The 25,414-nt window shown below is 31.2% G+C and carries 25 protein-coding genes; 11 read left to right on the plus strand and 14 right to left on the minus strand.

What is annotated here, in order from left to right:
- Positions 1-8 precede the first annotated feature (8 nt).
- From ACTTA5_RS01795 to ACTTA5_RS01820, 6 genes are all read left to right on the plus strand, one after another.
- Positions 9-776, plus strand: a complete 768-nt coding sequence (locus ACTTA5_RS01795; RefSeq protein WP_440647436.1) for a pyrroline-5-carboxylate reductase — start codon at positions 9-11, stop codon at positions 774-776.
- Positions 777-1,565, plus strand: a complete 789-nt coding sequence (locus ACTTA5_RS01800) for an ABC transporter ATP-binding protein (protein WP_440647438.1) — start codon at positions 777-779, stop codon at positions 1,563-1,565.
- Entirely contained in the window at positions 1,565-2,272 is a 708-nt protein-coding gene (locus tag ACTTA5_RS01805) for an ABC transporter ATP-binding protein (protein ID WP_440647440.1), read from the plus strand. Before ACTTA5_RS01800 ends, ACTTA5_RS01805 begins: the two co-directional genes overlap by 1 nt.
- 1 nt (position 2,273) lies before the next feature.
- Positions 2,274-3,284 (plus strand): branched-chain amino acid ABC transporter permease, encoded by a 1,011-nt coding sequence (locus tag ACTTA5_RS01810; protein ID WP_075506237.1) that lies wholly within the window; start codon positions 2,274-2,276, stop codon positions 3,282-3,284.
- 35 nt (positions 3,285-3,319) lie between these two features.
- Positions 3,320-4,651 carry a branched-chain amino acid ABC transporter permease gene (locus ACTTA5_RS01815; protein WP_440647488.1) on the plus strand — a complete coding sequence of 444 codons (1,332 nt, stop codon included), beginning with the start codon at positions 3,320-3,322 and terminating at the stop codon, positions 4,649-4,651.
- A gap of 74 nt (positions 4,652-4,725) precedes the next feature.
- Positions 4,726-5,901 (plus strand): MFS transporter, encoded by a 1,176-nt coding sequence (locus tag ACTTA5_RS01820; RefSeq protein ID WP_440647442.1) that lies wholly within the window; start codon positions 4,726-4,728, stop codon positions 5,899-5,901.
- 31 nt (positions 5,902-5,932) lie between these two features.
- Here ACTTA5_RS01820 and ACTTA5_RS01825 read toward each other — a convergent pair whose 3' ends face one another.
- The 10 genes from ACTTA5_RS01825 to ACTTA5_RS01870 form a co-directional block, all read right to left on the minus strand.
- A complete protein-coding gene (locus ACTTA5_RS01825) occupies positions 5,933-7,123 on the minus strand; it encodes an ABC transporter substrate-binding protein (protein ID WP_440647444.1) in 1,191 nt (396 codons plus the stop codon).
- Between the two features lie 92 nt (positions 7,124-7,215).
- Entirely contained in the window at positions 7,216-8,697 is a 1,482-nt protein-coding gene (locus ACTTA5_RS01830; RefSeq protein ID WP_440647446.1) for an aldehyde dehydrogenase, read from the minus strand.
- On the minus strand, positions 8,690-9,472 hold the full coding sequence (locus ACTTA5_RS01835) for an alpha/beta fold hydrolase (RefSeq protein WP_440647448.1): 783 nt from the start codon (positions 9,470-9,472) through the stop codon (positions 8,690-8,692). Before ACTTA5_RS01835 ends, ACTTA5_RS01830 begins: the two co-directional genes overlap by 8 nt.
- A 6-nt stretch (positions 9,473-9,478) precedes the next feature.
- Positions 9,479-10,066, minus strand: a complete 588-nt coding sequence (locus ACTTA5_RS01840) for an amino acid synthesis family protein (RefSeq protein ID WP_440647450.1) — start codon at positions 10,064-10,066, stop codon at positions 9,479-9,481.
- On the minus strand, positions 10,063-11,766 hold the full coding sequence (locus ACTTA5_RS01845; RefSeq protein WP_440647452.1) for a thiamine pyrophosphate-binding protein: 1,704 nt from the start codon (positions 11,764-11,766) through the stop codon (positions 10,063-10,065). The genes ACTTA5_RS01840 and ACTTA5_RS01845 overlap by 4 nt, the downstream gene beginning before the upstream one ends.
- Positions 11,763-12,932, minus strand: a complete 1,170-nt coding sequence (locus ACTTA5_RS01850; protein ID WP_440647454.1) for an LLM class flavin-dependent oxidoreductase — start codon at positions 12,930-12,932, stop codon at positions 11,763-11,765. Before ACTTA5_RS01850 ends, ACTTA5_RS01845 begins: the two co-directional genes overlap by 4 nt.
- A gap of 123 nt (positions 12,933-13,055) precedes the next feature.
- Positions 13,056-14,207 (minus strand): glycerol-3-phosphate dehydrogenase, encoded by a 1,152-nt coding sequence (glpD, locus tag ACTTA5_RS01855; RefSeq protein ID WP_440647456.1) that lies wholly within the window; start codon positions 14,205-14,207, stop codon positions 13,056-13,058.
- A 54-nt stretch (positions 14,208-14,261) separates the two neighbouring features.
- Complete coding sequence (locus tag ACTTA5_RS01860; protein ID WP_440647458.1) at positions 14,262-15,230, minus strand: 2OG-Fe(II) oxygenase family protein; 969 nt, start codon at positions 15,228-15,230, stop codon at positions 14,262-14,264.
- Positions 15,227-16,180 carry a DMT family transporter gene (locus ACTTA5_RS01865; RefSeq protein ID WP_440633661.1) on the minus strand — a complete coding sequence of 318 codons (954 nt, stop codon included), beginning with the start codon at positions 16,178-16,180 and terminating at the stop codon, positions 15,227-15,229. Before ACTTA5_RS01865 ends, ACTTA5_RS01860 begins: the two co-directional genes overlap by 4 nt.
- 40 nt (positions 16,181-16,220) lie before the next feature.
- On the minus strand, positions 16,221-16,688 hold the full coding sequence (locus ACTTA5_RS01870) for a thioesterase family protein (RefSeq protein ID WP_440647460.1): 468 nt from the start codon (positions 16,686-16,688) through the stop codon (positions 16,221-16,223).
- Between the two features lie 42 nt (positions 16,689-16,730).
- Here ACTTA5_RS01870 and ACTTA5_RS01875 point away from each other — a divergent pair, with 42 nt between their 5' ends.
- Entirely contained in the window at positions 16,731-17,129 is a 399-nt protein-coding gene (locus ACTTA5_RS01875) for a GFA family protein (protein ID WP_440614058.1), read from the plus strand.
- Between the two features lie 7 nt (positions 17,130-17,136).
- Here the strand turns inward: ACTTA5_RS01875 and ACTTA5_RS01880 are convergent, their stop codons facing one another.
- Entirely contained in the window at positions 17,137-18,162 is a 1,026-nt protein-coding gene (locus ACTTA5_RS01880; RefSeq protein WP_440647462.1) for a quaternary amine ABC transporter ATP-binding protein, read from the minus strand.
- Between the two features lie 120 nt (positions 18,163-18,282).
- Between ACTTA5_RS01880 and ACTTA5_RS01885 the strand changes: the two genes are divergently transcribed.
- Both ACTTA5_RS01885 and ACTTA5_RS01890 read left to right on the plus strand, forming a co-directional pair.
- Complete coding sequence (locus ACTTA5_RS01885; RefSeq protein WP_440647464.1) at positions 18,283-19,014, plus strand: class II aldolase/adducin family protein; 732 nt, start codon at positions 18,283-18,285, stop codon at positions 19,012-19,014.
- Complete coding sequence (locus ACTTA5_RS01890) at positions 19,014-20,153, plus strand: TauD/TfdA family dioxygenase (RefSeq protein ID WP_440647466.1); 1,140 nt, start codon at positions 19,014-19,016, stop codon at positions 20,151-20,153. Before ACTTA5_RS01885 ends, ACTTA5_RS01890 begins: the two co-directional genes overlap by 1 nt.
- Here the strand turns inward: ACTTA5_RS01890 and ACTTA5_RS01895 are convergent.
- From ACTTA5_RS01895 to ACTTA5_RS01905, 3 genes are read right to left on the minus strand one after another with little or no spacing between them, the layout of a single operon-like run.
- Complete coding sequence (locus ACTTA5_RS01895; protein WP_440647468.1) at positions 20,150-21,580, minus strand: aldehyde dehydrogenase family protein; 1,431 nt, start codon at positions 21,578-21,580, stop codon at positions 20,150-20,152. The two genes, ACTTA5_RS01890 and ACTTA5_RS01895, sit on opposite strands and share 4 nt — an antisense overlap.
- A gap of 21 nt (positions 21,581-21,601) precedes the next feature.
- Positions 21,602-22,543 carry an NAD(P)-dependent oxidoreductase gene (locus ACTTA5_RS01900; protein ID WP_440647470.1) on the minus strand — a complete coding sequence of 314 codons (942 nt, stop codon included), beginning with the start codon at positions 22,541-22,543 and terminating at the stop codon, positions 21,602-21,604.
- Positions 22,543-23,412 (minus strand): DMT family transporter, encoded by an 870-nt coding sequence (locus ACTTA5_RS01905; protein WP_440647472.1) that lies wholly within the window; start codon positions 23,410-23,412, stop codon positions 22,543-22,545. The genes ACTTA5_RS01900 and ACTTA5_RS01905 overlap by 1 nt, the downstream gene beginning before the upstream one ends.
- A 59-nt stretch (positions 23,413-23,471) precedes the next feature.
- Here ACTTA5_RS01905 and ACTTA5_RS01910 point away from each other — a divergent pair, with 59 nt between their 5' ends.
- Complete coding sequence (locus ACTTA5_RS01910) at positions 23,472-24,218, plus strand: maleate cis-trans isomerase family protein (protein ID WP_440647474.1); 747 nt, start codon at positions 23,472-23,474, stop codon at positions 24,216-24,218.
- Positions 24,218-25,387 (plus strand): M24 family metallopeptidase, encoded by a 1,170-nt coding sequence (locus tag ACTTA5_RS01915; RefSeq protein WP_440647476.1) that lies wholly within the window; start codon positions 24,218-24,220, stop codon positions 25,385-25,387. Before ACTTA5_RS01910 ends, ACTTA5_RS01915 begins: the two co-directional genes overlap by 1 nt.
- The last annotated feature ends 27 nt before the right edge of the window (positions 25,388-25,414 follow it).

Consider the following 25,414-nt stretch of genomic DNA (forward strand, 5'->3'; position numbering starts at 1 on the left):
AAAATATTATGATTTTAGGTTTTATTGGTACGGGTAAAATTGCATCTTCAGTAATAACTGGAATATGTAAATCTAACCTTAAATATAAAAAAATAATAATTTCTCCAAGGAATAAGCAGATTGCCAAAAGTTTAAAAAAAAAGTTCAAAAAAATAGTTATTGCTAAAGATAATCAACAAATTGTTGATCAATCTACTTGGGTATTTTTATCTATTACACCTACGGTGGGAGAGAAGATAATTAAAGATTTAAAATTTAAGTCTAGTCAAACAATTGTTAGCTTTATATCTACAATAACTCTATCACAGTTAAAAAAAGCCATTAAAGTAAAAGCAAAAATAGTAAGAGCAATTCCTTTGCCACCAATATCATTAAAGAAAGGACCAGTTCCAATATGTCCACCAAATTCAAAAGTAAAAGCTTTTTTTAATCATTTAGGAACTACTGTAGAAATTAAAAATGAAAAATCTTCAATAAACTTTTGGTCTACTTCTGGAATGATGGCACCTTTTTATGAAATGCAAAGAGTAATGTCTGATTGGTTAATTAAAAAAGGGGTAAAAAGAAATAATGCTCAAAAATATATAACTTCTTTGTTTTTAGCTTTGTCAGAAGATGCTGTTATACATTCTAAAGAAAACTTAAGAGAGTTAGTTAAAGAATCACAAACACCTAAGGGATTAAACGAGCAGGGTGTCAATGAATTGACAAAAGCTGGTTTTTATAAATCATTAGAGAAAACTTTAAATAGTATTTACAAAAGATTAGATAAATAAATGTCTGAAAATATTTTAGAGATAAATAATTTATCAAAGTATTTTGGAGGACTTGCTGCAGTTTCTGATTGCTCTATTAAAGTTAAAAGAGGAACTATAACGGGTATAATTGGTCCAAATGGATCTGGTAAAACAACTTTATTTAATTTAATTGCTGGAAATTTAAAATCCTCAGGTGGGAGTGTAACATTTGATGAAGAAAATATCACAGATGTTCCATCTTATGAATTGTTCTCAAAAGGATTGCTTAGAACTTTTCAAATAGCACATGAGTTTTCAAATTTGTCTGTTCTAGAAAACTTAATGATGGTTCCAGGAAATCAATCAGGTGAAAAGCTAATGACAGCATTATTTAAGCCAGGGTTAGTTGCAAAAGAGGAAGCAGAAGTTAAAGAAAAAGCAAAAGAAGTAGTTGAATTTTTAAATTTAGGACATCTGTCAAATGAGCTTGCAGGTAATCTTTCTGGAGGACAAAAAAAATTGTTAGAACTTGGAAGAACCATGATGGTTGATGCAAAATTAGTGTTATTGGATGAAGTGGGAGCAGGAGTAAATAGAACTTTGCTAAAAGATCTCGGCACTGCAATCGAAAAGCTAAATAAAGAAAAAGGTTATACTTTTTGTATGATTGAGCATGATATGGATTTTATAGGGAGATTATGTGATCCTGTAATTGTTATGGCTGAAGGGTCAGTTTTATTTGAGGGTTCTGTTGATGAAGCTAAAAAAGATGAAAAGGTAATAGAAAGTTATCTTGGCAGAGGATCAAAATTAAAGGATGAAGTTTAATGGCATATTTTGAAGGAATAGAGATGACTGGTGGTTATGGAAATGGACCAGATATAATTAATTCTTGTTCTGTCGAAGTAAACAAAGGAGAAATTGTTTCTATCCTAGGACCTAATGGTGCTGGAAAATCTACAGCTATGAAAGCAATGTTAGGCTTATTAAATTTAAAATCAGGATCGGTTAAAATTGATGGTAAAGATATTTCAAAACTTTCTCCACAAGATAGAGTTAAACAAGGAATTTCATTTGTTCCTCAAACCAAAAATGTTTTTGCGGGAATGACAGTTGAGGAAAATTTAGAAATGGGGGCCTTTTTAGTAAACTCTGAGATAAAAAATATTATTGAGGAAATTTACGAACTATTTCCGATCCTTAGAGGAAAAAGAAACCAAATGGTAGGTGAATTATCTGGTGGTCAAAGACAACAAGTTGCACTTGGAAGAGCGTTAATGATTAAACCAACAGTGTTAATGCTGGATGAACCTACCGCAGGCGTATCACCAATTGTTATGGATGAATTGTTTGATCATATCGTTAAAGTTAAAAGAACTAATGTTGCTATTTTAATGGTAGAGCAAAATGCTAAACAAGCATTAAATATTTCTGATAGAGGCTATGTATTGGTTACTGGAGAAAATCGTTATTCAGGGACTGGCAAAGAATTATTGAACGATCCAAGAGTAAGAAGCTCTTTCTTAGGAGGATAGTATGGATCTTATTAATGCAATAATTCTTTTACTAAATTATATTTTTATTCCAGGACTTACTTACGGTTCTCAATTAGCTTTAGGTGCAATTTTTGTTACTTTAATTTATGGAATTCTGAGATTTGCTAATTTTGCAACTGGAGACATGATGTCATTTGGAACCATGATGACAATTTTATTCACTTGGTATTTTCAATCTTTAGGTATTTCTCTTGGAGTTCTTCCTACAGCATTAATTGCACTTCCATTTGGTATTTTTTTTATGATCTTATACATGCTTACAATTGATAAATTTGTTTTTAAGTATTACAGAACTCAAAAAAGTCCGCCAGTTCAGTTTGCTATGGTTAGTATCGGTGTGATGTTTGTAACTCAAGCAGTTGTTAGAATTATAATAGGTCCAGGAGATAGAAGGTTTTTTGATGGAGAAAAATTCATTATCAAGGCTAGAGAATTTAAAGAAATGACAGGTTTAAACGAAGGACTTGCCCTTAAATCTACTCAGGTCATTACTATTTTTGTTACAATAGTTTTAGTCTCTTTATTATTCTGGTTTTTAAATAAAACTAAAACAGGAAAAAGCATGAAAGCTTACTCTGATAACGAAGATCTTGCTTTGCTTTCAGGAATAGATCCTAAGAAAATAGTATTGGTAACCTGGGTAATTGCAGGAATTTTAGCCACTATTGGAGGAGCTTTGTATGGTTTAGATAAAAGTTTTAAACCTTTCACTTACTTTAATAATATGCTTCCTATTTTTGCTGCAGCAATCGTCGGAGGAATTGGAAATCCTTTCGGGGCGTTCTTGGGTGGCTATGTGATTGCTTTTTCAGAAATTTTATTAACATATGCATATAAGAAATTTTTTATGTACATATTACCTGAAAGTATGGAGCCAGAAGGCCTAGTTCAATTACTTTCGACCGATTACAAATTTGCAGTTTCATTTTCAATCTTGGTGATTGTATTACTTTATAGACCATCAGGGATATTTAAAGGGAAAGTATTGTGAGAAAAAATCTAAACGTTATTGCAGCATATAGTATCATGATGGTTCTAATTCTATTAGTTGGAATTTTTCAATCATGGAATATTGCATTATCAATATTTAATCTTTGCTTAATTTCAGCAGTCATGACCATGGGTGCAAACATACAATGGGGTTATGCTGGTTTAATTAATTTTGGAATAATGGGATACACTGCTTTAGGGGGGCTTGCTGCAGTAATAATTTCAGTTGATCCTGTTCAAGAAGCATGGAGAGCTGGTGGATTTGATATTTTAATGTGCTTATGGCTCATCATTGTAATGGTTTTAGTTATCAAATTTATTTTGAAAAATTTTGAAAAATCAAAATTAAGAACTTACAGTATTGCAGCTCTAATTATTGCAGCTATCATAATTATCAGAGTCACAGCGGAACCAGGTATTGAAAAAATTGAAGCTGTAAATCCTGCAACTACTGGTTTTCTCGGCGGGTTTGGTTTACCTATCATTTTCTCCTGGATCGTAGGTGCATTATTTGCTGGAGGATTAGCCTTTATAGTTGGAAAAGTTGCTTTAGGTTTAAGAGCTGATTATCTAGCAATTGCAACACTATTGATTTCAGAAATTGTAATAGCAATAATTAAGCATGAAGACTGGTTAACTAGAGGTGTTAAAAATGTAATCGGCTTAAAGAGACCTGCTCCATATGAAGTCGATCTACAGACTACAGATTGGTTTATAAATTTAGTAGAAAAGTTTAAATCTAGTAAGTTAGATCTAATTACTGATTTATCCGAAAGACAAGCAGCTTTAAATCAATTCGTAATAGAAGGCTCTTCAATATTTGTTAAACTTTGTTACTCAGGTTTATTTTTAGTTGTCGTTATAATACTTTTAATTCTTACGCAGAAAGCTCTTTATTCTCCATGGGGAAGAATGATGAGAGCAATAAGAGATAATGAAGAAGCAGCAAATGCTATGGGTAAAAATGTTGTGAAACAACACTTGCTAATATTTATTTTAGGTTCAGCAATTGTTGGTATTGCAGGAGCAATGCTAGTAACTCAGGATGGGTTATTTACACCAGGAAGTTATAGACCAATGAGATATACATTCTTAATTTGGGTAATGGTCATAGTTGGAGGAAGTGGAAACAACTTTGGTGCAATTTTAGGTGGTTTTGTTGTATGGTTTTTATGGATTGAAGCAGCACCAATTTCAATGTTTTTAATCAACTTCTTTACAGCAGGTATTCCTGAAACAAATGCTATCAAAGCTCATCTTATTGAAAGTGTTCCTTATTTTAGATTTTTATTGATGGGTTTAGGTTTGTTATTCATAATGAGATACCGACCTAAAGGTATACTTCCAGAAAAAATAGAAATAAAATAATTAAACATGAAATATATTATTTTAGGTGCCGCAATTGCTTGGGCTATGTATATGGCTGATAAGTATATGTTTTAATGAACAGAAATCTTTCGCTACTTATTTCAAGTCAGGTTTTTGGTTTCACAGCAGCCAATGTAACAGTTTTTTTAAGTGGAATAATCGGAAGTCAGCTTTCAACTATTAAATCACTAGCTACTTTTCCTCCTTCAATTTATGTAGTTGGTATAGCAATCTCTACTATTTTTGCTGCAAAAGTTATGTCAATTATTGGCAGACGTTTAGGTTTTGTTTTAGCATCTATAGGTAGCTCTTTAGCTTGTTTACTTGCTGCGTACTCAATTTTCATTAATAGCTTTATAATATTTTCCTTTTCTTGTTTTTTGCTTGGTACTGGAATGGCTTTCATACATCAGTATAGATTCGCAGCAGCTGAAACAGTTGAAAAAGATAAAGCACCTAAGGCAGTTTCTATGCTTTTGTTAGCTGGAATTGTCTCAGCATTCATAGGAATTACTTTAGCAAATAAAACAAAAGATTTAATTAGCGATCATGTTTATGTTGGATCGTATATTGCATTAGCATGTCTGACTATTATGCCTGCAATTTTTTTAAGTTTTTATAAAAATTCAAAAATTACTAACAAAAATAATTCAACATATTCCAATGTTAGGACTTACAAAGAATTTGTTTCTGATCCAAAATTTTTACAAGCAATGGTAGCTGCTACTTTTGGTTATGTGGTTATGGCATTTTTAATGACAGCTACTCCAATTAGTATGCATTATGTCCATAAATTAAGTGTAGACAAAGTTGGATTGGTTATCCAATTTCACGTACTTGGAATGTTTCTTCCATCATTCTTGACAGGCAATCTAATAAAGAGATTTGGTTTTTCAAATATAATGTACATGGGAGTATTTTTTTATGCTTTGACAATATCATTAAGCTTATTTGAACCGACTTTTATAAATTATTTTGCCTCATTGATATTTTTAGGTATAGGATGGAATTTTCTATATATCTCAGGAACTAGCTTGTTAGTAACCACCTATAATGAGCAAGAAAAATTTAAAGCCCAAGGATTTAATGATCTAATAGTTTTTTCTGCTACAGCAATTGGAAGTTTATCAGCAGGAATTTTAATTTCATTGTTGAGTTGGAAAATAGTGAATTTTATGTGTATTCCTTTTTTGATAATTATTTTATTTGTAATTTTAAGAGCAGATATAAAAAAAGCCCCAGCAAACTAATTTACCAGGGCTTTTTAAAATAAGATTTAAATTATCTTTGTTTTTTAGTTTTGAATTTTCCGCCTTTAACTTCTTGTTCTAAGAAAGAACCTTCAGCTTCACCAACACTAGTAAAAGATACTCCAGTAGCACCTTCGTAATTTATCTTTTTACCTTTTGCTAGTAAGTCTAGACCTTTCTTTAATTCACCTGGGTAAATTTTAGTACCAGGAGCGTTAGCAACATCCATTACATTTTTCGCAATAGATGCTCTATCAGCAGAGTTACCCGCTTGCATTGCAAGAACGATTAAAGCAGCTGCATCGTAAGACTCTCCAGTGTAAGGACCAGATGAATCTATACCACCAGCTTTTGCAACTTCCGCAAATACACCAGCACCTTTACCGGTAGAACCTGGTAGAGATCCAAATGACTTGCTTAAGTCTTTTCCGAATGCATCAACTAATGATTGACCAATCATACCATCTGATAAAACGAAAGTATCAAACGCACCAGAGTCTAAAGAAGCCTGAATAATTCCTTTTCCTCCTTGGTCAAGATAACCAATAACTGCTACAGCATCACCGCCAGCAGAAGCAAGAGTTGCTACTTCTGATGAGTAATCTGCTTTACCATCTTCATGAGCAGTTACAGTTGTAACTTTAATACCATGAGCTTCAACTGCTGCTTTGTAAACATCAGCTAAACCTTTTCCATAGTCATTGTTAGTATAAGTGATTGCAATGCTTTTTACTTTTCTGTCTTTAGTAATGTCAGCTAAAATTTGACCACCTCTAGCATCTGATGGAGCAGTTCTAAAGAAATATCCATTATCATCTAGAGTAGTTAATCCTGGAGAAGTTGCTGAAGGTGAAATCATTACTACACCGTTTGGTACAGCAACATTTGTTGCAATAGCACCTGTTACACCTGAACAGTCAGCTCCCATAATTGCAGCTACACCACCTGAAATTAAACCTTCAGCTGCTGCTGTTGCTGCTGCTGAGTCAACACAAGTTGAGTCTGCTCTCATTGCTTCAATTTTTTTTCCACCAAGTAATGAACCTGAATCTGAAGCTTCTTTAAATGCAAGCTCTGCAGATGCAGCCATAGCTGGAGTAAGAGATTCAATAGGACCTGTAAATCCTAAAATGATTCCCATTTTGATCGAATGTCCGTCTGCCATAACGTTTGAACCAAAGCTTGATACAAACATAAATGCAGCGATAAATAGTTTTCTCATTATCTTCCTCATTATTGTTAACAATTTATAAAATCTAATTTAAGTATGAATAATTTGAATATTCAATGACAAAATTGGCTTATTTTAAACTATTATCTAATAGAGAACGGGTCTAAAGATGGTTCATCTGATGTGTAGAACCAAGTTGTTTTTACTCTTGTATAATCTTTAATTGAGTCAATTCCTGCCTCTTTACCGTATCCACTATCCTTGATACCTCCAAATGGAGCTGACGGTGAAATTAATCTGTAAGTATTAACAAATGTTATTCCAGCTCTAATTGCTTTTGATACTCTCATACCTCTAGATAAATTGCTGGTATATACTCCAGAAGATAATCCATACTGATTGTCATTCATTTTTGAGATAACCTCTTCTTCAGTATCAAATTTCATTACAGATAAAACAGGTCCAAATAATTCATTTTCTGCAACAGGTAAATTATGATTATCACATTCAATTATAGTTGGCGGAAAGTAATAACCTTTATTTGAAAAAGAATGTCTCTCACCACCACATTTAATTTTTCCACCTTGATCAATAGTTTCTTTAATATTTTTTTCTATTGTTTCTAATTGTTTAAAATTACTTAAAGGACCCATTTCAGTTTCAGGATCCATAGGTGCTCCTATTTTTATTTTAGAAGCTCTTTCAGAAAGTTTGTTTAAAAATTCTGCATAGATACCTTTTTGAATATAAAGTCTTGAACCAGCTATACAACTTTGACCACTTGCTCCAAAAATTCCTGCTGTAATTCCATTAATTGCATTTTCTTGCTCGGCATCATCAAAAACAGCCACTGGACTTTTTCCTCCAAGTTCTAAACTCACTTCAGAAAGATTTTCTGCTGAATTTTTAATTATATGTCTTGCGGTTTCTGGTCCACCTGTGAAAGCAATTTTTTCAACTAAATCATGTGTTGTTAAAGTTTTTCCACATGGGTCTCCAAATCCAGTTATGACATTTACTACTCCTTTGGGTATCCCAGTTTTTTCAATTAATTTGGCAAATTCAAATAATACCGCAGGTGCTAGCTCTGATGATTTAATTACAACAGTATTTCCCATTGCAAGTGCTGGAGCTAATTTAGTAGCAGTTAAAAACATTTGAGAGTTCCAAGGGATAATGGCTGCTACCACACCTATTGGTATTCTAGTGGTTATTGCTTGAATATTTGGTTTATCAATTGGCAAAACTGTACCCTCAACTTTATCAGCTAAACCTGCGTAGTAATCATAGTATTCTGCAATATAGATTGCTTGTTTTTTTGTTTCTCTAAACAATTTTCCTGTATCTATTGTTTCTATTTCCCCAAGCATTTCTGCATTTTCTCTTAATTGGTCCCCAATAGCTCTTAAAAATTTTGCTCTTTCCTTAGGAAGTAATTTAGGCCATTCACCTTCGAATGCTTTTTGTGCAGCTTTAACTGCTTTATCAGTATCTTTAGCACTTGCTTCGGGAACAATTGCCCAAGGTTCATTATTTTCAGGATTTAAAGTTTCAAATGTTTTATTGTTTTCAGCATCTACCCACTGTCCATCAATATACATTTGATATTTTTTAAGTTTACTCATTTTCTTTGATAAAATTGTTAAGAGATAAATTTACATCATCGGCACACTCAATACCACAAAGATGTTTTCCATCCTTGATTATCTTTAATTGGCTTTTTGGTATTAAAGCATTTAATTCTTGAGACATTTTAACTGTAGAGCCTATGTCATATTCTCCAGTCATAACTAAAGTGTGATTTTGAATTTTATTAAAATCCTCATCATTTTGATGTTTTACAAACAGCTCATAAACTTTCAGAAAATGCTCCATATTATTAGCTGCTAAAATAGAGCTAATTTTATCATAAATACTTTGATGGTTTTCAATATACTTGTCTGTAAACCATCTTTTAAGAGCTTGTCTTGACAATTTAAGATCTTTCTTTGCTTGTTCAAATCTTTGATTTACAATTTTTTGTTGCTCTTCGGTTCTTTTATATATTGAGCATAAAAGAGTTAGTGATTGTAAATGTGAACTGTGATTGATAGCAAAATTCCTCGCAATCAAAGAACCTATTGAAAAACCAACCAAATGAATTTTTTTTATATTAAGGTGGTTAATTAAATCAATTAATTGATCCGAAAAGTCATCAAACGAAATTATTTCCTTATCTAAAGATGATTTTCCATGACCAAGAATATCATATGCAAGAGTACTATGATCATTAAAAAAATCTAATTGAGGTTTCCAAATCTCGTGGGTTAAACCTACACCATGAACAAATACAATTGGAATTTCTTGGTCTTTCTTATTATACGAGTAAAAAGTTCCAGAAGCAGTAGTTCCAGTGGTCATCAAGATTTATTTGGGTTCAATTCCCATTTCTTTCATATCTTGATATCGATCACCTGTTCTAGCATGTGCTCTTCCACTAGATGCCCCACCTATCGCAATTACCACCTCATCATTAAATGGTGCATCATGTATAGTAAATTCATGTGTTAGATAATAAGGTCTTAACCCAGAGTCAGTTTTATGCATCATTGGAATAGAAATTTTTGATCCAGCTGGTCCCCTTGTATTTGTAAAACTTAAATAAGATGTGCCTCCCACAGCGTCTCTAAATTTATTTCCAAATCTCAAAGTGTGAATAAAAGCTGATGCATGCTCTATTTCTCCATCCAGTCCAACTACTCCTGCTTTACCATATGCTAATATTTTTTCTGGAGATCCTATTTCTTTTATTAATTCTGGAACAAGTAAATCACCTAACTTAGGAGCCAGATCTAAAATTGTTGGTCTTAAGTCTTCAATAAATCCTTGACCATGCCATGGATTTTTAAAAACTGCAGCAACAGATACTAATAATACAGGCTCTTTTGCTTCCTTGCCTCCTTCAATAAAAGTTTTGTCTACAAATTTTGAAAATTTTCTTAGCTCTAATTTCATTTTTTAATTCTATGTTGAAAACTATCTCTTCTAAAACTGTATAATGCTTTCGGATCTACATCAACATCTATCACAGCAGGTTTATTACTTTTTATTGCAGCTCTAACTGCTTCATTTATTTCAGAAATTTTTTTAACTTTAAATCCTTTTGCCCCATATAATTCAGCAACTTTATCAAAAGATGGACTTGTTATATCAGCACCTAAATATCTTTTACCAAAAAAATCTTTTTGATAAGCTTTTTCGGCTCCCCAACTTTGATTATTCATCACTATAGTTGTTGTATTTATTCCATATTCAACAGCTGTGCTTAATTCAGAAATAGTCATTCCAAAACCACCATCGCCCATCAAACTTACTACTGTTTTTTTTGGTTTTGCTACTTTAACTCCAAGTCCACAAGCAAAAGAGAAACCAACTAGGCCAAAATCCAAAGGTGTGAATAGAGAAGGGGGATCATAGTATTCTAAAGCGTCTGTTGCTTGTAAGCACAAGGTTCCTGCATCTAAAGTGATCGCTGTATTTTTAGGTAAAACTTTTCTTAGTTGTTTAAACAAACTTTTTGGTTGGATTGGAAAATTTTTTCCTAAATTTTCATTTTCTCTATTATTTAAAAATTCTTTTCTTTCTTTAAAATACAAATCAGTCCATTTTTTTACATCTAATTTGATTTTTTCTTTTTTAATTTCTTTATATAATTGAACAGTGGCTGTTGCAGCATCTGCATGAATTCCTATTGATACTGGAAAATACTTTCCAATCATTTTTTTCTCTAATTCAATTTGAATTATTTTTGCTTTTTTATTTATATTCTCATAAGAATAAAATGTTGAATTAAATCCTAGTCGAGTACCAATAGCCAAAATAACATCTGCTTCTTTGACTAATCTTGATGCAACAGGATTACCTCTTGGTCCCATTTGCCCTGCATTTAATTTATGATTAAATGGTATTGCATCTCCATGACCTGCGGCTGTAACAATTGGAACATTAAGCAATTCTGCCAACTTAATAACTTCTCTATATTTTGAGTTATATTTAATTCCAGCCCCAACAATTATTGTTGGATTTTTTGATTTTAGTATCAATTTAGTTGCTTTATTTATTCTCTCTTTATTTCCTTTAAGATTAATTTCACTTGAGAACGAAGGTTTATTTAAATTAATATTGTAAGCATTTTTTTCCGCCAATATATTTCTTGGAAGATTGATACAAACAGGTCCTCTTCTTGGTTTCATTGATAAATCAAATGCATCGCCAATTACTTTAGGAACAATCTTAGAATTTTTTACAGTCCAAGTCTTTTTTGTAATTGGAGCAAATAAGGATTGTTGATCTAACCCCTGAAAAGCATCTTCCATTTTATCTTTTGTTGAGTAAGAACCTGCAATTGCAACCACGGGAGAGAAAGCGGCTTTTGCTTGAGCTACTCCAGTTACTAAATTTGTTGCGCCCGGTCCATTTTGACCTGCAATAATTACACCATGCTTATTTGATGCTCTTGCATATCCATCAGCCATATGTGTTCCAGTTCGCTCATCTCTAACTCCAATAAATTTTATACTTTTTTCATGATAAAGAGCATCAAACATTTCCATTGTCGCAGAACCAATTAAACCAAAAACGTGTTTAGTTTGTTCTCTCTTAAGAGCTCTAACGGCAGCATGACCACCGCTTATTTTTTTTTTGGAGTTGATCACGAAACTTTTTTAACTTCAGTTCCTAAATCATCTTGAAAATGAGGCATAACTTTTTCTGTAAAAAGTTTAATACTTTTCATACAATCTTTATGTTTTACCCCAGGAAAGTTTGACCAAACTTGCAAGTTTTGTAAATTTAATTCAGATTTTAATTCATGAATTTTATCAATCACATATTCAGGTGTTCCAAATAACATATTTCTTTTGTGTAAAAATTCATAATTCAATAAATCCAGCTTACCTTTAGTTTCTGGAAGTTCTTCACCTGGATCCATATGATTGCCTAGACCACGCCAATGACAAACCCAACGCATATAATTTACCATATGTTCGCCAGCTTTTTCTTTAGCTTCTTCCATTGTATCAGCTACAAACATATCTCTAACAAGAGATACACCTTCACCCAAAGGAATATTTTTTTTGGTTACCTCAGATCTTTTATTTTTGTAAGCTTCAAATTTTGCCTTTAGAGCTTTTACAGTTGGTATCCACATTATAATATTAATATTATTCTCAGCTGCCCACTCAATTGATCTAATTCCATCAACTACTTGATGAATAGGAGGATAAGGTTTCTGAAAAGGTTGTGGCAATACACTAATTTTTTTCATCGTGTTATCTTCCATATTCATAAATTCTTCACTTGGTGGACTCATATCATGTTGCCAAACATAATTTGGAGAGGGATATGTATAAAACTCACCTTGATGACTAAAAAACTTTTCACTCCATGCTTTTTTTAGCACTTCAAGTGTTTCAGCAAACAATCTGAAGTTTTTTGCCTGGTCTTTAAGATCAGCTTCTTTGTTCAAATTGATTGCTTCTCTTCCATAAATTCCTCTAGCAACACCGACCTCAACTCTCCCTTTTGAAAGTTGATCTAGTGTAGCAATATCTTCTGCCAATCTTATAGGATTGTGAAATGTAATTACATTTGCAGCTTGTCCGATTCTAATATTTTTTGTTCTTGCAGCTGCATCTACCCCCATCATTATTGGGTTAGTGCATGACTCCATTCCTTCATGATTAAAGTGGTGTTCAGTAAACCAAATAGAGTTCCAATTACTTTGATCACAATATTCTGTGATTTCTTTAGTTTCGTCTAATAATTGATGATATGGTTTGTGTGTCCAGTTAGTGGTATTGCAAAAATAGCCAAATTTCATAAAGCCTCCTTTAAAAGTTAATTTAAAGACGACCGATCCCACTTTCGTAAATCTTTGATTTTAACGACGAGTTATGTATCGCTTTATAAAGTAACGATATCACTTTTTAATAGTAGTGGAAATCTAAAAAAGCTTCTTTTTGTCTGTCCATTGGCCTTTTTTTGTTTTGGGTAAAAACTTTTTAAGATCTAATAGGACTTTTTCAGACAACTTTCTGTATGTAGTAAGTTTTCCTCCATAAATGTTTAAAAGGGGTAATTTTTTTACAATATTTAAATCAAAAACATAATCTCTTGTAACTTTTGAGGCCTCTTTAAAATCCTCTATTAGAGGTCTTATTCCTGAATAAGTATCAACTATATCTTTTTTGCTAATTTGTTTTTTTAAATAATTATTTACTGATCGAATTAAATATTGAGTTTCTTGTTTTGATATTACAGTATTTTCTGGCGATTTAACTTCCACCTCAGTTGTTCCAATTAATGAAAATTTTTTTTTGTAGGGAATTACAAATATTATTCTTTTATCTGTGTTTTGAAATGTAAATGCAACATCTTCTTTATACAATTTCTTTGTAATGATGTGACTTCCTTTAACTAATCTTATTTTATTTTTAGATTTTATTTTTATATTTTTATGTAAAGTTTCATTTATCCATGGTCCAGATGCATTGATTAAAACTTTCGATTTTATTTTTTTTCTATTTTGAAGACTAATGACCCATTCATTGTTAATAATTTCAGCTTTTTTAACTTTGTTGTATTCTAGTATTTTGGCTTTATTTCTTTTTGCATCTTTAGCATTTAATTTTGTTAATTTTTTATCATCAATTTGAATATCATAATATTGAAAACCTGTTTTGTATTTTTCTTTAAGAATATTTGGAAATTTTTTATTAAGATCTAATTTTTTTGATTTTGGAATGCTAGTTTTCCCACCCAAATTATCATACAAAAGTAAACCAAATTTAACTAACCATGCTGGTCTAATTTTATCAGTATGAGGAATAATAAATGGAATTGGCTTTGAGATGTTTTTTGCAATTTTGTAAACAATTTCTCTTTCTTTAAGTGACTCTCTTACTAATTTAAATTCATAATTTTCTAGATAACGAAGACCACCATGAATTAATTTTGTTGACCAAGAAGAGGTTGCACCTCCTATTTCACCTTTGTCAGCTAAACATACCGACATACCTCTACCAGCGGCATCTCTTGCTATACCAGCTCCATTTATACCGCCACCTATTATGAACAAATCAAATACTTTAGCCATCAAACTGAATTGTTTATAAAATGTAATAATAAATTTTCAACGACTTAAATTATTTTAACGCTGATATTCAATAAATTTTTTTAAAGATTGATTTAGAAATTTTTCGTAAATCTGACCTGTGTTAGAATATTTTTTTGAATTAAGGAAAGATTTATTCATTTTAAAGTCATAAGAAGGCTCAAAGAAGAATGGAACGGAAAGTCTCTTGCTTTTGTTCCATAGTACTCTGTGATTTGTAGCTTTAAATTTACCTTTACTTAAAAACTCTAAAGCTCTTCCTGTATTTACTACCAAAGCTTTTTTATTAAATGGTACATCATGCCATTTTTTCGTTTTTCTATTCTGTACTTGAAGACCACCTTTTTTATCTTGATATAGAACTGTAAATATTCCACTATCTACATGCGTTTCACATCCAAGTGCAACTCCATCTTGTTTTGATATCTCAACTGGGCTTGTTTGATTTGGATAATAATTAAATCTTAAAGTACTTAAAGTTTTTAACCTTGAAAAAGCTTTGTTTGAAATATTTGGATCAAGTTTATTTAATTTAATTACACTTTTAAACAAAGTTTCACTTAAATTGTAAATATTTTCAAAATATTTATTCAAGGCCTCAATAGAAGTTTTGTTAAAACATTTATTTAGATCTAAATATTCAATGTATTGGTTTCTAGTTTTTGAAGAATATTTCTTAGTAATTTTTAAATCTCCTATATCCAAACCCTCTTTTCCATTTACATCATTTGGAAAATAACCTCTGTAAAGATTGTTATTTTTTTTATTCCATTTTTTTGGTGATAATTTCCTTTTTTTACTGTCTGACAAATTGAAGAACTTGTTTCCTATTCCACATATTTTATTAATTTCTTTCAAATTGAGACCATGTCCAATCATTTGAAAAAAACCTATATTTACACAAGCTTTCTCAATTTCTTTAATTGTTTTTAACGCACTCCGGGTCTCAAAATTATTTTTGATAAGTGATGATATGTTAATTGTGGGTATATAATTTTTGGTCATCTTCTAACAGGTGTTTCTGTAGCAATGTATTGCTCTCTGACTTTCTCTCTTAAATATATGTATATTCCAGCTGCTATTATACACGCAACACCTAGAAATGTTCTTCCAGATGGAATCTCGTTAAATAGGAAATACCCTGGTATCATCGACATTATAATTAGAGAGTATTCAAATAAAGAAACAACTGATGGAGATGCAACTATGTATGCAGAAAATATACAAAGAAAAGCAATTGATGCTGCTACACCAAAAAATAATATAAATTTCCATGTGTAATCAAAGTTAGAAAACCATTCTCTAAAAATAAATTGAGTTGTTGGGTCAAAATTAGAATTGTTAAACTGACCATTGCCCATAAACAGATAAATAGCTCCACATAATATGAGCGCAATTAAATAGAAATAAAATAGTTGAGTATTTACATCATCTTTGTCGGAGGTATATTTTGTAATTGTCATAGAGGCTGCATAAAAAAATGCACATCCGACAGGAAGTAGACTTTTGTATTCAAAATCTGAAAAATTTGGATCTAAAACTATAAACACACCAATAAAACCAAATACAATTGCAGACCATCTTCTAATTCCAATAAATTCCTTTAAAAAAAATTTAGCAAAGATTGATACAAAAAAAGGGCAGGAGAAAAAAAGCGCATTAGCTGTTGCTAATGGCATGTAAGTTAGAGAAATAAAAAATGCAGAAAAAGCTAAAAAATGTAAAATTACTCTTACCAAAGTTAATATTGGATAATGAGTTTTTAAACTAACCTTTTGCTTTTTAAATTTGATGTAGCAAAACAATAAAATTGCAGCAACAAAGTATCTGCCAAAAAAAATTTCATATAATGCTGCTTTTTCAAATATAAATTTGATTAATGAGTCCTGCATTGCAAATAAAGTCATTGCAATAATAATAAGAACAATTCCTTTAGAGTTATTATCGGTACTCATTTCGCACCTATACCAAAATAAGATAATGAATAATATTTAATTATTTCTTCAGTTTTGAAGAGAACAAAAGATTTTCACTTGAAAATTCAGCTTCATTTTCCTCTATAAAAGAAGCCATCAACTTCAACTTTTCTTCTTCAAATTCTGTTACCTTTCTTTTGCTAAGGTCAATATATAGAGATATCCATTCCATCGATGCTGAAATTTTTTTAGTCTCTTTTGCAATCATTTCCATTTTTAAATGTAATCGTTTTTTATCATGGTCAAAATAAGTTAGGTTTATATCAACAGTTTCACCTTCTTTGACCTCATTAAGATATTTAGTATTAGTCTCTACTACCATCGTGCTTCTATTTAGATTTTTTGCTGCACTTGCTCCCATTTTAAACTTTTCAAGCGCCACTTCCCATGCTTCATCAAATATTAAAACATAGTAAGCCATATTCATGTGATTGTTATAATCAACCCAATTATTTGTGATAGTGAAGCTTTTAAGAAAAACAGACATTTAATAATTTAATTTAATATTAATATCATATAATAAAGTTTTATGAAAAAAGTATTAACAGCTAGTTGTTTATGTAAAGGTGTAAAGTTTAAAACACTTAATAAACTTAGAAGTGTATCAAATTGCCATTGTGTTCAATGCAGAAAAACTCATGGTATATTTGGTGCCTATACAAATATTAAAGACAAAGAAATTAAATTTTTAAATAAAACTACCTTAAAGTGGTTTAAGTCGTCTAAGAATTCTAAGAGAGGTTTTTGTAATAAATGTGGAGCAAGTATATTTTTTAAAGTTGACAAATCTGACAATGTTTCAATTTCTGCAGGAATGCTTGATGGTAAAACAAAACTAAAAACTTTTAGAAATATATTTGTTGGTTCAAAGTCGGATTTTTATCAAATTAATGACAAACTTCCGAAATATAAAAGGTTTGCTAAATAATATTATTTTAAGATTTAGTTAAAGAAGATTGTAGTTCTTGATTAGTAATATAGCCCTTGATATTACCATTCTTATCAACCACTTCACAATTTGAATCTGAACAAACTATTTGAGGTAAAAATTCCTCAATAAATTGATCCTCATTTACTTTAATGACGTTTGATTTATCGATATTTTCAGACTCATTTAAATTTTTCATAATTATTTTTGCTTTGATTACTTTTGCTCTATTAACATCTTTAACAAAAGCTTTTACATAATCATCTGCAGGGTGCATTATAATTTCTTCTGGAGTTCCGACTTGTACCAATTTTCCTGAATTTAAAATTCCAATATGGTCACCTAGTCTCAATGATTCATCAAGATCATGAGTAATAAATACAATTGTTTTTTTTAATTCTGATTGAAGATCAATAAGTTGTTTTTGCATATCACTTCTTATTAGTGGATCTAGAGCACTAAAAGCTTCATCCATTAACATTATGTCTGTATCTGTTGCTAATGCTCTTGCTAAACCAACACGCTGCTGCATTCCACCAGATAATTGATTTGGATATTGATTTTCAAATCCATTTAATCCAACAGCATCAATTTTTTCCATTGAGATTTTATTTCTCTCATCTTCTGTTTTGCCTTGCATTTCCAAACCATATCCAACATTTTGTAAAACTGTTTTATGTGGGAACAAACCAAACCTTTGGAAGACCATACTCATTTTGTGTCTTCTAAACTCAATTAGCTTTTCTTTATCAAGCGACATCACATTTGTGCCCTCAACCAAAATTTCACCATCAGTTGGATCTATAAGTCTATTTAAATGTCTAATTAATGTAGATTTTCCTGAGCCCGAAAGACCCATGCAAACAAACGTTTCACCTTCTTCAATTTTAAGAGAAACATTATCTAATCCAACAGTGTGCCCAGTTTTTTCTAATATTTCATCTTTAGTTGAACCTTCCTTCACCATTGGAAGTACTGATTTTGGATTATTACCAAAGATTTTGTATACGTTGTTAATTTCGATTTTTGACATCAGTTAAGTTCTAACAGTTCATTGAGTACAATGTAAAACAATTTATATACAACTATTAATTGATTTTTATTAATTCGATTTTATTTGATTTTAGTAGTCATTTAAATAATCATTTAACTAATGACCAAATCAGATCAAGATGTTCGTTGCGAACTATCGGCTCTTTATAGAATTTTACATATGTATGGGATGACTGATTTAGCCAATCAATGTGCAGGAGCTAGATCAGCCGAGGATAAAGATTGTTCTTTTGTTCATCCTTATGGAATGTTTTATGAAGAGATTACAGCGTCATCTTTAATAAAGATTGATAAAGATGGAAGAAAGATAAATTCAGATGGACCATGGTTAAATGATGGTTGTATTAATCTTGCACAATGGATTTTTAATTCACGTTCTGATGTTAACTTTTATGTTCACGGACACGCCAACGATGTTATGGCAGTTGGAGGGACAAAAGAAGGTTTGATGTGCCTTTCACAAGCAGCAGTCTATTTAAATCATTTAATTGGATATATTGATTATGAATTTGTTGAGGATAAAGATTTTGGAAAAAAATTCGAAAACCTTATAGGTAAGCACGATATTTTAATTACAAGAAATCATGGATACTATACCGTAGGTAAAACTGCTGCAGAAGCTTTTTTTAGAGCTTATTATTTAGAACAAGCATGTACTGTTCAAGTTAAAAATTTATCAATGGGATTAAGTAAGCATGAAATAGACAAACAAAAAGCTGCTTATTTTTGGGACAATATGAGTAGTTCAGATGATTATAATTATGATGGAAAAACAGAGTGGGCTGCATTATTAAGAAAATTAGATCGTGAAAATTCAAATTATAAAAGTTGATGAAACAAAATTATAAAATTGAAAATATAACTAAAAATTCTACTAATTTAGAAGTTGATTGGAGTGATGGAAAAAAAAGTAAGTTTAATTATTTGTGGTTAAGAGATAATTGTCCTACAGCACACGATAAAGATTCTCGTCATAGAATGTTTAACATTCTCAAAGTATCTAAAGATATAAATCCTAAAAAATTTTCTTTGAACAATGATGGTAAACTCCAAATTGAGTGGAGTGAAGGAAATCATGTTAGTTATTATGATCAAAAATGGCTGAGAGATAATTGTTATACAATTAAAAACAATTTAGAATACATATCACCCTACAAGCTTTGGGATAATTCTCTCCAGGATCACTTAAAAACTGTAGAGATTGATCATGATGAGATTATTAATTCAGATGAAGGATTAATAAAATGGTTGGAACTTTTGCATCATACTGGAATTGCAATTGTAAAAAATGCACCGACAGATGAGAACTCTGGGTTTAAAGTTTTAAATAGAATTAGTCATACTAGAGAAACTTTTTTTAAAACTCCATTTGAGGTAATTAATATTCCAAAACCAAATAATTCTGCTTACACAGCTCATGCTCTTAGAAATCATATGGATTTACCTTGGTTTGAAACACCTCCAGGATATCAATTTCTTCATTGTTTAGTTAATTCTGCAAGTGGAGGAGATTCCTCAGCTGTAGATGGATTTGCAGTAGCAGATTATTTAAGAAAAAATGAAAAGGAAATTTTTGATACACTAGTTAATGTTCACCTTAAATTTAGAGACATGGACTATACTCAAGAATCGGTAAGAAGTTATTATGCACCAGCAATTTCTTTGACTAAAGATAATGATTATCATGACATTAGATTTAGTGTTGCAACTATGGATGCCCTAGATTGCCATCCTGATTTAATGGACAAAGTTTACAAAGCTCATCATCGATTTGGAAATTTATTACACGATGATAAATTTCAAATTAAATTTAGATTAGGGCCAGGAGATATATTTACTTTCAACAATAGAAGATTGCTTCATGGGAGAACTGAATTTGATCCAAATTCAGGTCATAGGCACCTTCAAGGATATTACATGGATCGTGATGAAATTATTGGAAGATTAAGGTATTTGAGAAATTCAAATTAATTCCAACCAGTTACGTTTTTTACCTCTAAAAATTCTTCCAATCCCCAAACTCCTCCCTCTCTACCATTTCCAGATTGTCTGTAGCCACCAAAAGGGGTTCCAACATCAGCTGCATTACCATTTATATAGACACATCCTGATCTTAATTTTTTTGCAACTCTACGTGCTTTTTCTTTATCATCTGTTTGAAGATAATTTCCTAAACCATAAGAAGTATCGTTTACAATTTTCACAGCTTCATCTTCAGTATCAAATGGAATAATTGATAAAACAGGCCCAAAGATTTCTTCCTTTGCGATTCTCATCTCATTAGTAACATCTGTGAAAATAGTTGGTTTAATAAAATATCCTTTATTTAAACCATTTGGCAATTCTGGTCCTCCAGCAGCCAAAGTTGCTCCCTCAGAAATTCCACTTTCAATAAGATTTATAATTTTGTCGTACTGAACTTTTGAAATTACAGGACCAATGTGATCTCCTTTTTTAGTCGCTTGATCAACTTTAATTTTATTAGCTTCATCAACAGCTTCTTTTACTGCTCTTTCATAAATAGATTTTTCAACTAACATTCTTGTAGGTGCATCACAAGATTGTCCTGAATTACTCATTACATTTCGAATACCATCCCTTACTGCATCTTTGTAACTGTCAGCAAAAACAATATTTCCACCTTTGCCTCCAAGTTCAAGACAAACTCTTTTAATTGTATCAGCGGCATTTTTAGAAATTAATTTACCAGCTCTTGTTGAACCAGTAAAAGAAACCATATCAATATCTAGATGACTTGAAATATCTGTTCCAACTCCAGCTCCATCACCATTTACTAAATTAAAAACTCCTTTAGGAAAACCAGCTTCATGGATCATTTCAGCAAACAACATTCCCGATATAGGAGCAATTTCTGAGGGTTTTAAAATCATTGTACAACCAGTTGCAAATGCTGGAGCAACTTTAAGAGCAATTTGATTTATTGGCCAATTCCAAGGAGTTATTAATCCACAAACTCCAATTGGTTCATAACAAATATGATTATTTGATTTTTCATCAAAATGTTCTTCAAAGTTAAAGTTTTTAAGTCTTAATATAAAATCTTCTAAATGATCTCTTCCTGATGCTGTTTGAACATCAGTCGACCAATCCATTGGAGCACCCATTTCTAATGAAATAGCTTCTGCCATTTCATTAAATCTTTTTTTGTAAATAGTTAATAATTTTTCTAATAATGTAATTCGTTCTTCTTTTGAGGTTTCTTTCCAAGTTTCAAATGCTGTTTTTGCAGCTTTTACAGCTCTATTTGTATCTTCAGTGGATCCTAGAGAAATTACTGCGCATGGATCTTCATTACATGGATTGATAACATCAAAATCATTCCTCTTAATTGGATCTACCCATTCACCATCAATATAAAATTTTCTTTTATCTAGCATGATTTTATTTTAGCATAATATTTAAATTTCATATCCTTTTTCCTCGGGTTCATTATCAACTAATTCCTCTGGAAAACCCTTGGCTCTAAAATCAATGTTGTTTAAATCTTCCATTCGTTTTACAATCATAGAAGACCAAGCTCTAGACCCAAATTTTTTTTGTCCATCTTTAAATATTTCAACAATTTTTGGAGATATCTCTAGTGGAGCATTTAACTTCTTCGCTAGATCATCAAATAAGCCTGTGTCTTTTAAAACTAAATCCATTGTAAAATTTATATTATAAGATCCATTTAAAATTACCTGACTTTCTGTTTCGTGAACAAATGAATTTCCTGATGATGCAGCAATTCCTTTGAATGTTTTTTCAAGATCTAGGTTAGATTTTTTTGCAACTGTCCAAGCTTCTCCTAAAGCAACTAGATGTACTGAAGCTAAATAATTTGTAATTACTTTAAGAGTACTTGCTGTACCTAATTCACCAGTATGTAACACCTTTCTACCCATGACTGTTAAGACAGGTAAAATTTTTTCAAATGCTTTTCTCTCACCACCAACAAAAATTGCAATATTTCCTGTTGCAGCTCTATGACATCCACCACTTACAGGACCATCTAAAGGTATAGCATTTTTTGCAATTACTTTTTCCCCAATTCTCTTAACTTCAGCTTCATCGGTAGTACTCATTTCAAGCCAGATTTTATTTTCAGAAAGGCCTTGAAGCACTCCATCTTCAGCTTCCATAACTTCTGCACTTACTTTTATTGATGGTAAAGAAGTAATTATAAGATCAACTTGTTCTGCAAGTTCTTTTCCAGAGTTTGCAACTTTTGCACCAGAACTTTTAAATTGATCTGTTAAATTTTGATCTAAATCTCTTACAGTTAAATCAAATCCATTTCTCAGTAAACTTTCTGCAAGTTTAGCACCTACATTTCCTAGACCAATAAAACCTATCTTCATTATTTTACCTCTTCTTTTTTATTTTTTGTAAAAACTATTAATATGACACCAATAATTATTATTACTCCACCAATGAACAATTCTTTTGTCGGTTCTTCTCCTAAAAGAAAAATCGCAGCCAATAATCCTGTTGGAGGAATTCCCATGGTTACAATGGGTAGAACTTTATAAATTGGATTATTTTTTATGACATAATAAAAGCAACCATATGTAACCGGCTGCATTATAAAACCAATGTAGATTGCAATTATCCAATGATTAATTTCTGCATTAGCAAAATATTCAATAGTATTTCCATCAATGATTGCTGATAATAAAATTAAAATTGGACCAGAAAATAATGCCATCCAAGCAACTAATGCTAATGGGTTAATTTCTTTACTTAAAGGTTTCACCATTACTTGCCCAAGAGCCCAAATAGCAGAACCTAATATCGTCAATCCAATACCAATAATTTTTCCGTCTAAATTTGGTGAGCCAGTTAAAACATAAACACCGATAAACGCTATACCAATACCAATTAAAGCCCTAACTGTTGGTTTCTCTTTAAGCATAAAGTAAGCAAAAATAACTCCAAACGGTACCTCCATTTGTACCAACAAAACTGCTGAAGATGCATCAATCAAGTCTAAACCAGAGTAAGTAATACTGTACTGCAAAGTATTAGCTATTAAAGATGCTATGAATATTTTTAATAAATATCCTCTAGGTATTGGAAACCACCAGACTAAAATTGATGCTGCAAATACAAATCTTAAACCCATTAATAAAATTGGTGGAAAAGATTCGAATGCTGGTTTTGCAATGACAAAACCAAAGCCTAAAAAAATTGGAACCAGTGATGCAATGAAGGTATCTTTTAAATTCATTTCGTTAATTTAATATTAATGATTATTAAAGAACTTCTGATATATTCATCTTTTAAAATATGAATTCAACAAAAATAGATCCAAAATATATTAGTAAATCAAATCCAAGAGTTGGTTTAATAGCTCTTGCAAGTGATTTTATGATTGAGAGAGATTTCATCAATGTCATAAAAGACAGAGAAATTGATTTTTTTGTAAACCGTATTGAGTGTTACAATCCATTAACTCGAGAAAACCTGATTAAAATGTCTAATAAAGTAACTGAGGTTACAAAAGATATTTTACCAGATCAAGATATTGATTGTGTTGTTTATGGTTGTACCTCTGGGACCATTGCAGCTGGATATTATTCTATTGAACAAAAAGTAAAAGCAGCAAAACCAATGGCTGATGTTACAACGCCGAGCACTGCAGCAATTAAAGCTTTAAAAAAATTAAATATAAAAAAAATTTCTTTGTTCACACCTTATAGTAAAAAACTAAATGATGAGGTTTTGGATTATTTTAAAACAGAAGGTTTTGAAATTACTTCTAATTCTTACTTTGATATCGAAGCTGATTATGACATTGGTAAAGTAGATCAAGATTATTTATATGAAGTATTATCTAAAATTGATTTAAATGGGGCAGAGGCTTTGTTTGTTTCGTGCACAGCATTACCTGTGTTACCAATTATTGATAAACTTGAAAAAAAATTAAACACAATAGTTTTATCTAGTAATCAAGCATTAATTTGGGATACACTTGTTAAAATAAATAAAAATAACTCTGTTGAGGGATTTGGAAAACTATTTGAGGCAAACTAATGTCATTTACTAAAGAAGAATACAAACAAAGATTAAAAAAAGTTCAAAAAATGATGCAAGAAAAAGGCATCGAACTTTTAATTTCTCATGACACAAATAATTTATATTATCTAACTGGTTATGACGCCTGGTCATTCTATTATGCTCAATGTGCAATCGTTCATGTAAATGCTGATGAACCATTATGTTTTGTAAGAGCTCAAGATGCAGGTGGGGCTTATATAAAAACTTATTTAAAAGATGAAAATATTTTAGTGTATGATGAAGAGTACATTCATACTTGGCCAAAACATCCTTACCATAGATTAGTTGAAATTATTAAAGAGAGAAAATGGGATAATTTATCAATTGGGTTAGAGATGGATGCTCACTATTTTACAGCTTTTTGTTACGAAAAAATAAAACAAGGTTTGCCAAATGCTAAAATAAAAGACAGTGATCGATTAGTGAATTGGGCAAGATTTACAAAATCTGATGCAGAAATATATTATATGAAATCTGCAGCAAAAATTTCAGAACAAGGAATGAAAACTGCAATGGAAGTTATTAAACCTGGTGTAAGGCAGTGTGATGCAGTTGGTGAAATTCAAAAAGCACTTTTTTATGGAACAGAGGAATTTGGTGGTGAATATTCTAGTATTGCAACTCTTCTTCCAACAGGAAAAGGTACTTCTGCTTCACATTTGACTGCTACTCAAGATAAATTTGTTGAGGGAGAAGCCACAATTATTGAGCTTTCTGGAGTTTATAAAAGATATCATGCGCCAATGGCTAGAACAGTCTTACTTGGAAAGCCTAATCAATTAAAAATTGATACGATGAATAAAACTATTGAAGCTTTAAACTCTGGTATTAGTGCAATTAAAGCAGGAAATACTGTAGATGATGTTGCTCAAGCTTTTTGGAAAATACTCGATAAATATGGCATCGAAAAAAGATCAAGAACTGGTTATTCAATAGGGATAGGTTACCCTCCTGATTGGGGAGAGCATACACTTAATATATATAAAGGAGACAAGACAGTGCTTCAGCCAAATGTTTGTTTTCATATGATTGCTGTGATGCAATTTGGAGATTGGGGCGTAGAGGCGTCTGAGGCTATCAGAGTTACAGAAAACGGTTCAGAGTTATTTTGTAATTTTCCAAAAGAGCTTCATATCAAGAGTTAATTTACTATTGAATTCTACTTTCACAAA

The organism is Candidatus Pelagibacter sp. HIMB1521, assembly GCF_052047875.1.
Classification (GTDB): Bacteria; Pseudomonadota; Alphaproteobacteria; order Pelagibacterales; family Pelagibacteraceae; genus Pelagibacter.

Bases quoted from the DNA above. Each gene is read 5' to 3' on its own strand.
- ACTTA5_RS01795 (WP_440647436.1), top strand. From the start codon at position 9: ATGATTTTAGGTTTTATTGGTACGGGTAAAATTGCATCTTCAGTAATA.
- ACTTA5_RS01800 (WP_440647438.1), top strand. From the start codon at position 777: ATGTCTGAAAATATTTTAGAGATAAATAATTTATCAAAGTATTTTGGA.
- ACTTA5_RS01805 (WP_440647440.1), top strand. From the start codon at position 1,565: ATGGCATATTTTGAAGGAATAGAGATGACTGGTGGTTATGGAAATGGA.
- ACTTA5_RS01810 (WP_075506237.1), top strand. From the start codon at position 2,274: ATGGATCTTATTAATGCAATAATTCTTTTACTAAATTATATTTTTATT.
- ACTTA5_RS01815 (WP_440647488.1), top strand. From the start codon at position 3,320: ATGATGGTTCTAATTCTATTAGTTGGAATTTTTCAATCATGGAATATT.
- ACTTA5_RS01820 (WP_440647442.1), top strand. From the start codon at position 4,726: ATGAACAGAAATCTTTCGCTACTTATTTCAAGTCAGGTTTTTGGTTTC.
- ACTTA5_RS01825 (WP_440647444.1), bottom strand. From the start codon at position 7,123: ATGAGAAAACTATTTATCGCTGCATTTATGTTTGTATCAAGCTTTGGT.
- ACTTA5_RS01830 (WP_440647446.1), bottom strand. From the start codon at position 8,697: ATGAGTAAACTTAAAAAATATCAAATGTATATTGATGGACAGTGGGTA.
- ACTTA5_RS01835 (WP_440647448.1), bottom strand. From the start codon at position 9,472: ATGACCACTGGAACTACTGCTTCTGGAACTTTTTACTCGTATAATAAG.
- ACTTA5_RS01840 (WP_440647450.1), bottom strand. From the start codon at position 10,066: ATGAAATTAGAGCTAAGAAAATTTTCAAAATTTGTAGACAAAACTTTT.
- ACTTA5_RS01850 (WP_440647454.1), bottom strand. From the start codon at position 12,932: ATGAAATTTGGCTATTTTTGCAATACCACTAACTGGACACACAAACCA.
- glpD (WP_440647456.1), bottom strand. From the start codon at position 14,207: ATGGCTAAAGTATTTGATTTGTTCATAATAGGTGGCGGTATAAATGGA.
- ACTTA5_RS01860 (WP_440647458.1), bottom strand. From the start codon at position 15,230: ATGACCAAAAATTATATACCCACAATTAACATATCATCACTTATCAAA.
- ACTTA5_RS01865 (WP_440633661.1), bottom strand. From the start codon at position 16,180: ATGAGTACCGATAATAACTCTAAAGGAATTGTTCTTATTATTATTGCA.
- ACTTA5_RS01870 (WP_440647460.1), bottom strand. From the start codon at position 16,688: ATGTCTGTTTTTCTTAAAAGCTTCACTATCACAAATAATTGGGTTGAT.
- ACTTA5_RS01875 (WP_440614058.1), top strand. From the start codon at position 16,731: ATGAAAAAAGTATTAACAGCTAGTTGTTTATGTAAAGGTGTAAAGTTT.
- ACTTA5_RS01880 (WP_440647462.1), bottom strand. From the start codon at position 18,162: ATGTCAAAAATCGAAATTAACAACGTATACAAAATCTTTGGTAATAAT.
- ACTTA5_RS01885 (WP_440647464.1), top strand. From the start codon at position 18,283: ATGACCAAATCAGATCAAGATGTTCGTTGCGAACTATCGGCTCTTTAT.
- ACTTA5_RS01890 (WP_440647466.1), top strand. From the start codon at position 19,014: ATGAAACAAAATTATAAAATTGAAAATATAACTAAAAATTCTACTAAT.
- ACTTA5_RS01895 (WP_440647468.1), bottom strand. From the start codon at position 21,580: ATGCTAGATAAAAGAAAATTTTATATTGATGGTGAATGGGTAGATCCA.
- ACTTA5_RS01900 (WP_440647470.1), bottom strand. From the start codon at position 22,543: ATGAAGATAGGTTTTATTGGTCTAGGAAATGTAGGTGCTAAACTTGCA.
- ACTTA5_RS01905 (WP_440647472.1), bottom strand. From the start codon at position 23,412: ATGAATTTAAAAGATACCTTCATTGCATCACTGGTTCCAATTTTTTTA.
- ACTTA5_RS01910 (WP_440647474.1), top strand. From the start codon at position 23,472: ATGAATTCAACAAAAATAGATCCAAAATATATTAGTAAATCAAATCCA.
- ACTTA5_RS01915 (WP_440647476.1), top strand. From the start codon at position 24,218: ATGTCATTTACTAAAGAAGAATACAAACAAAGATTAAAAAAAGTTCAA.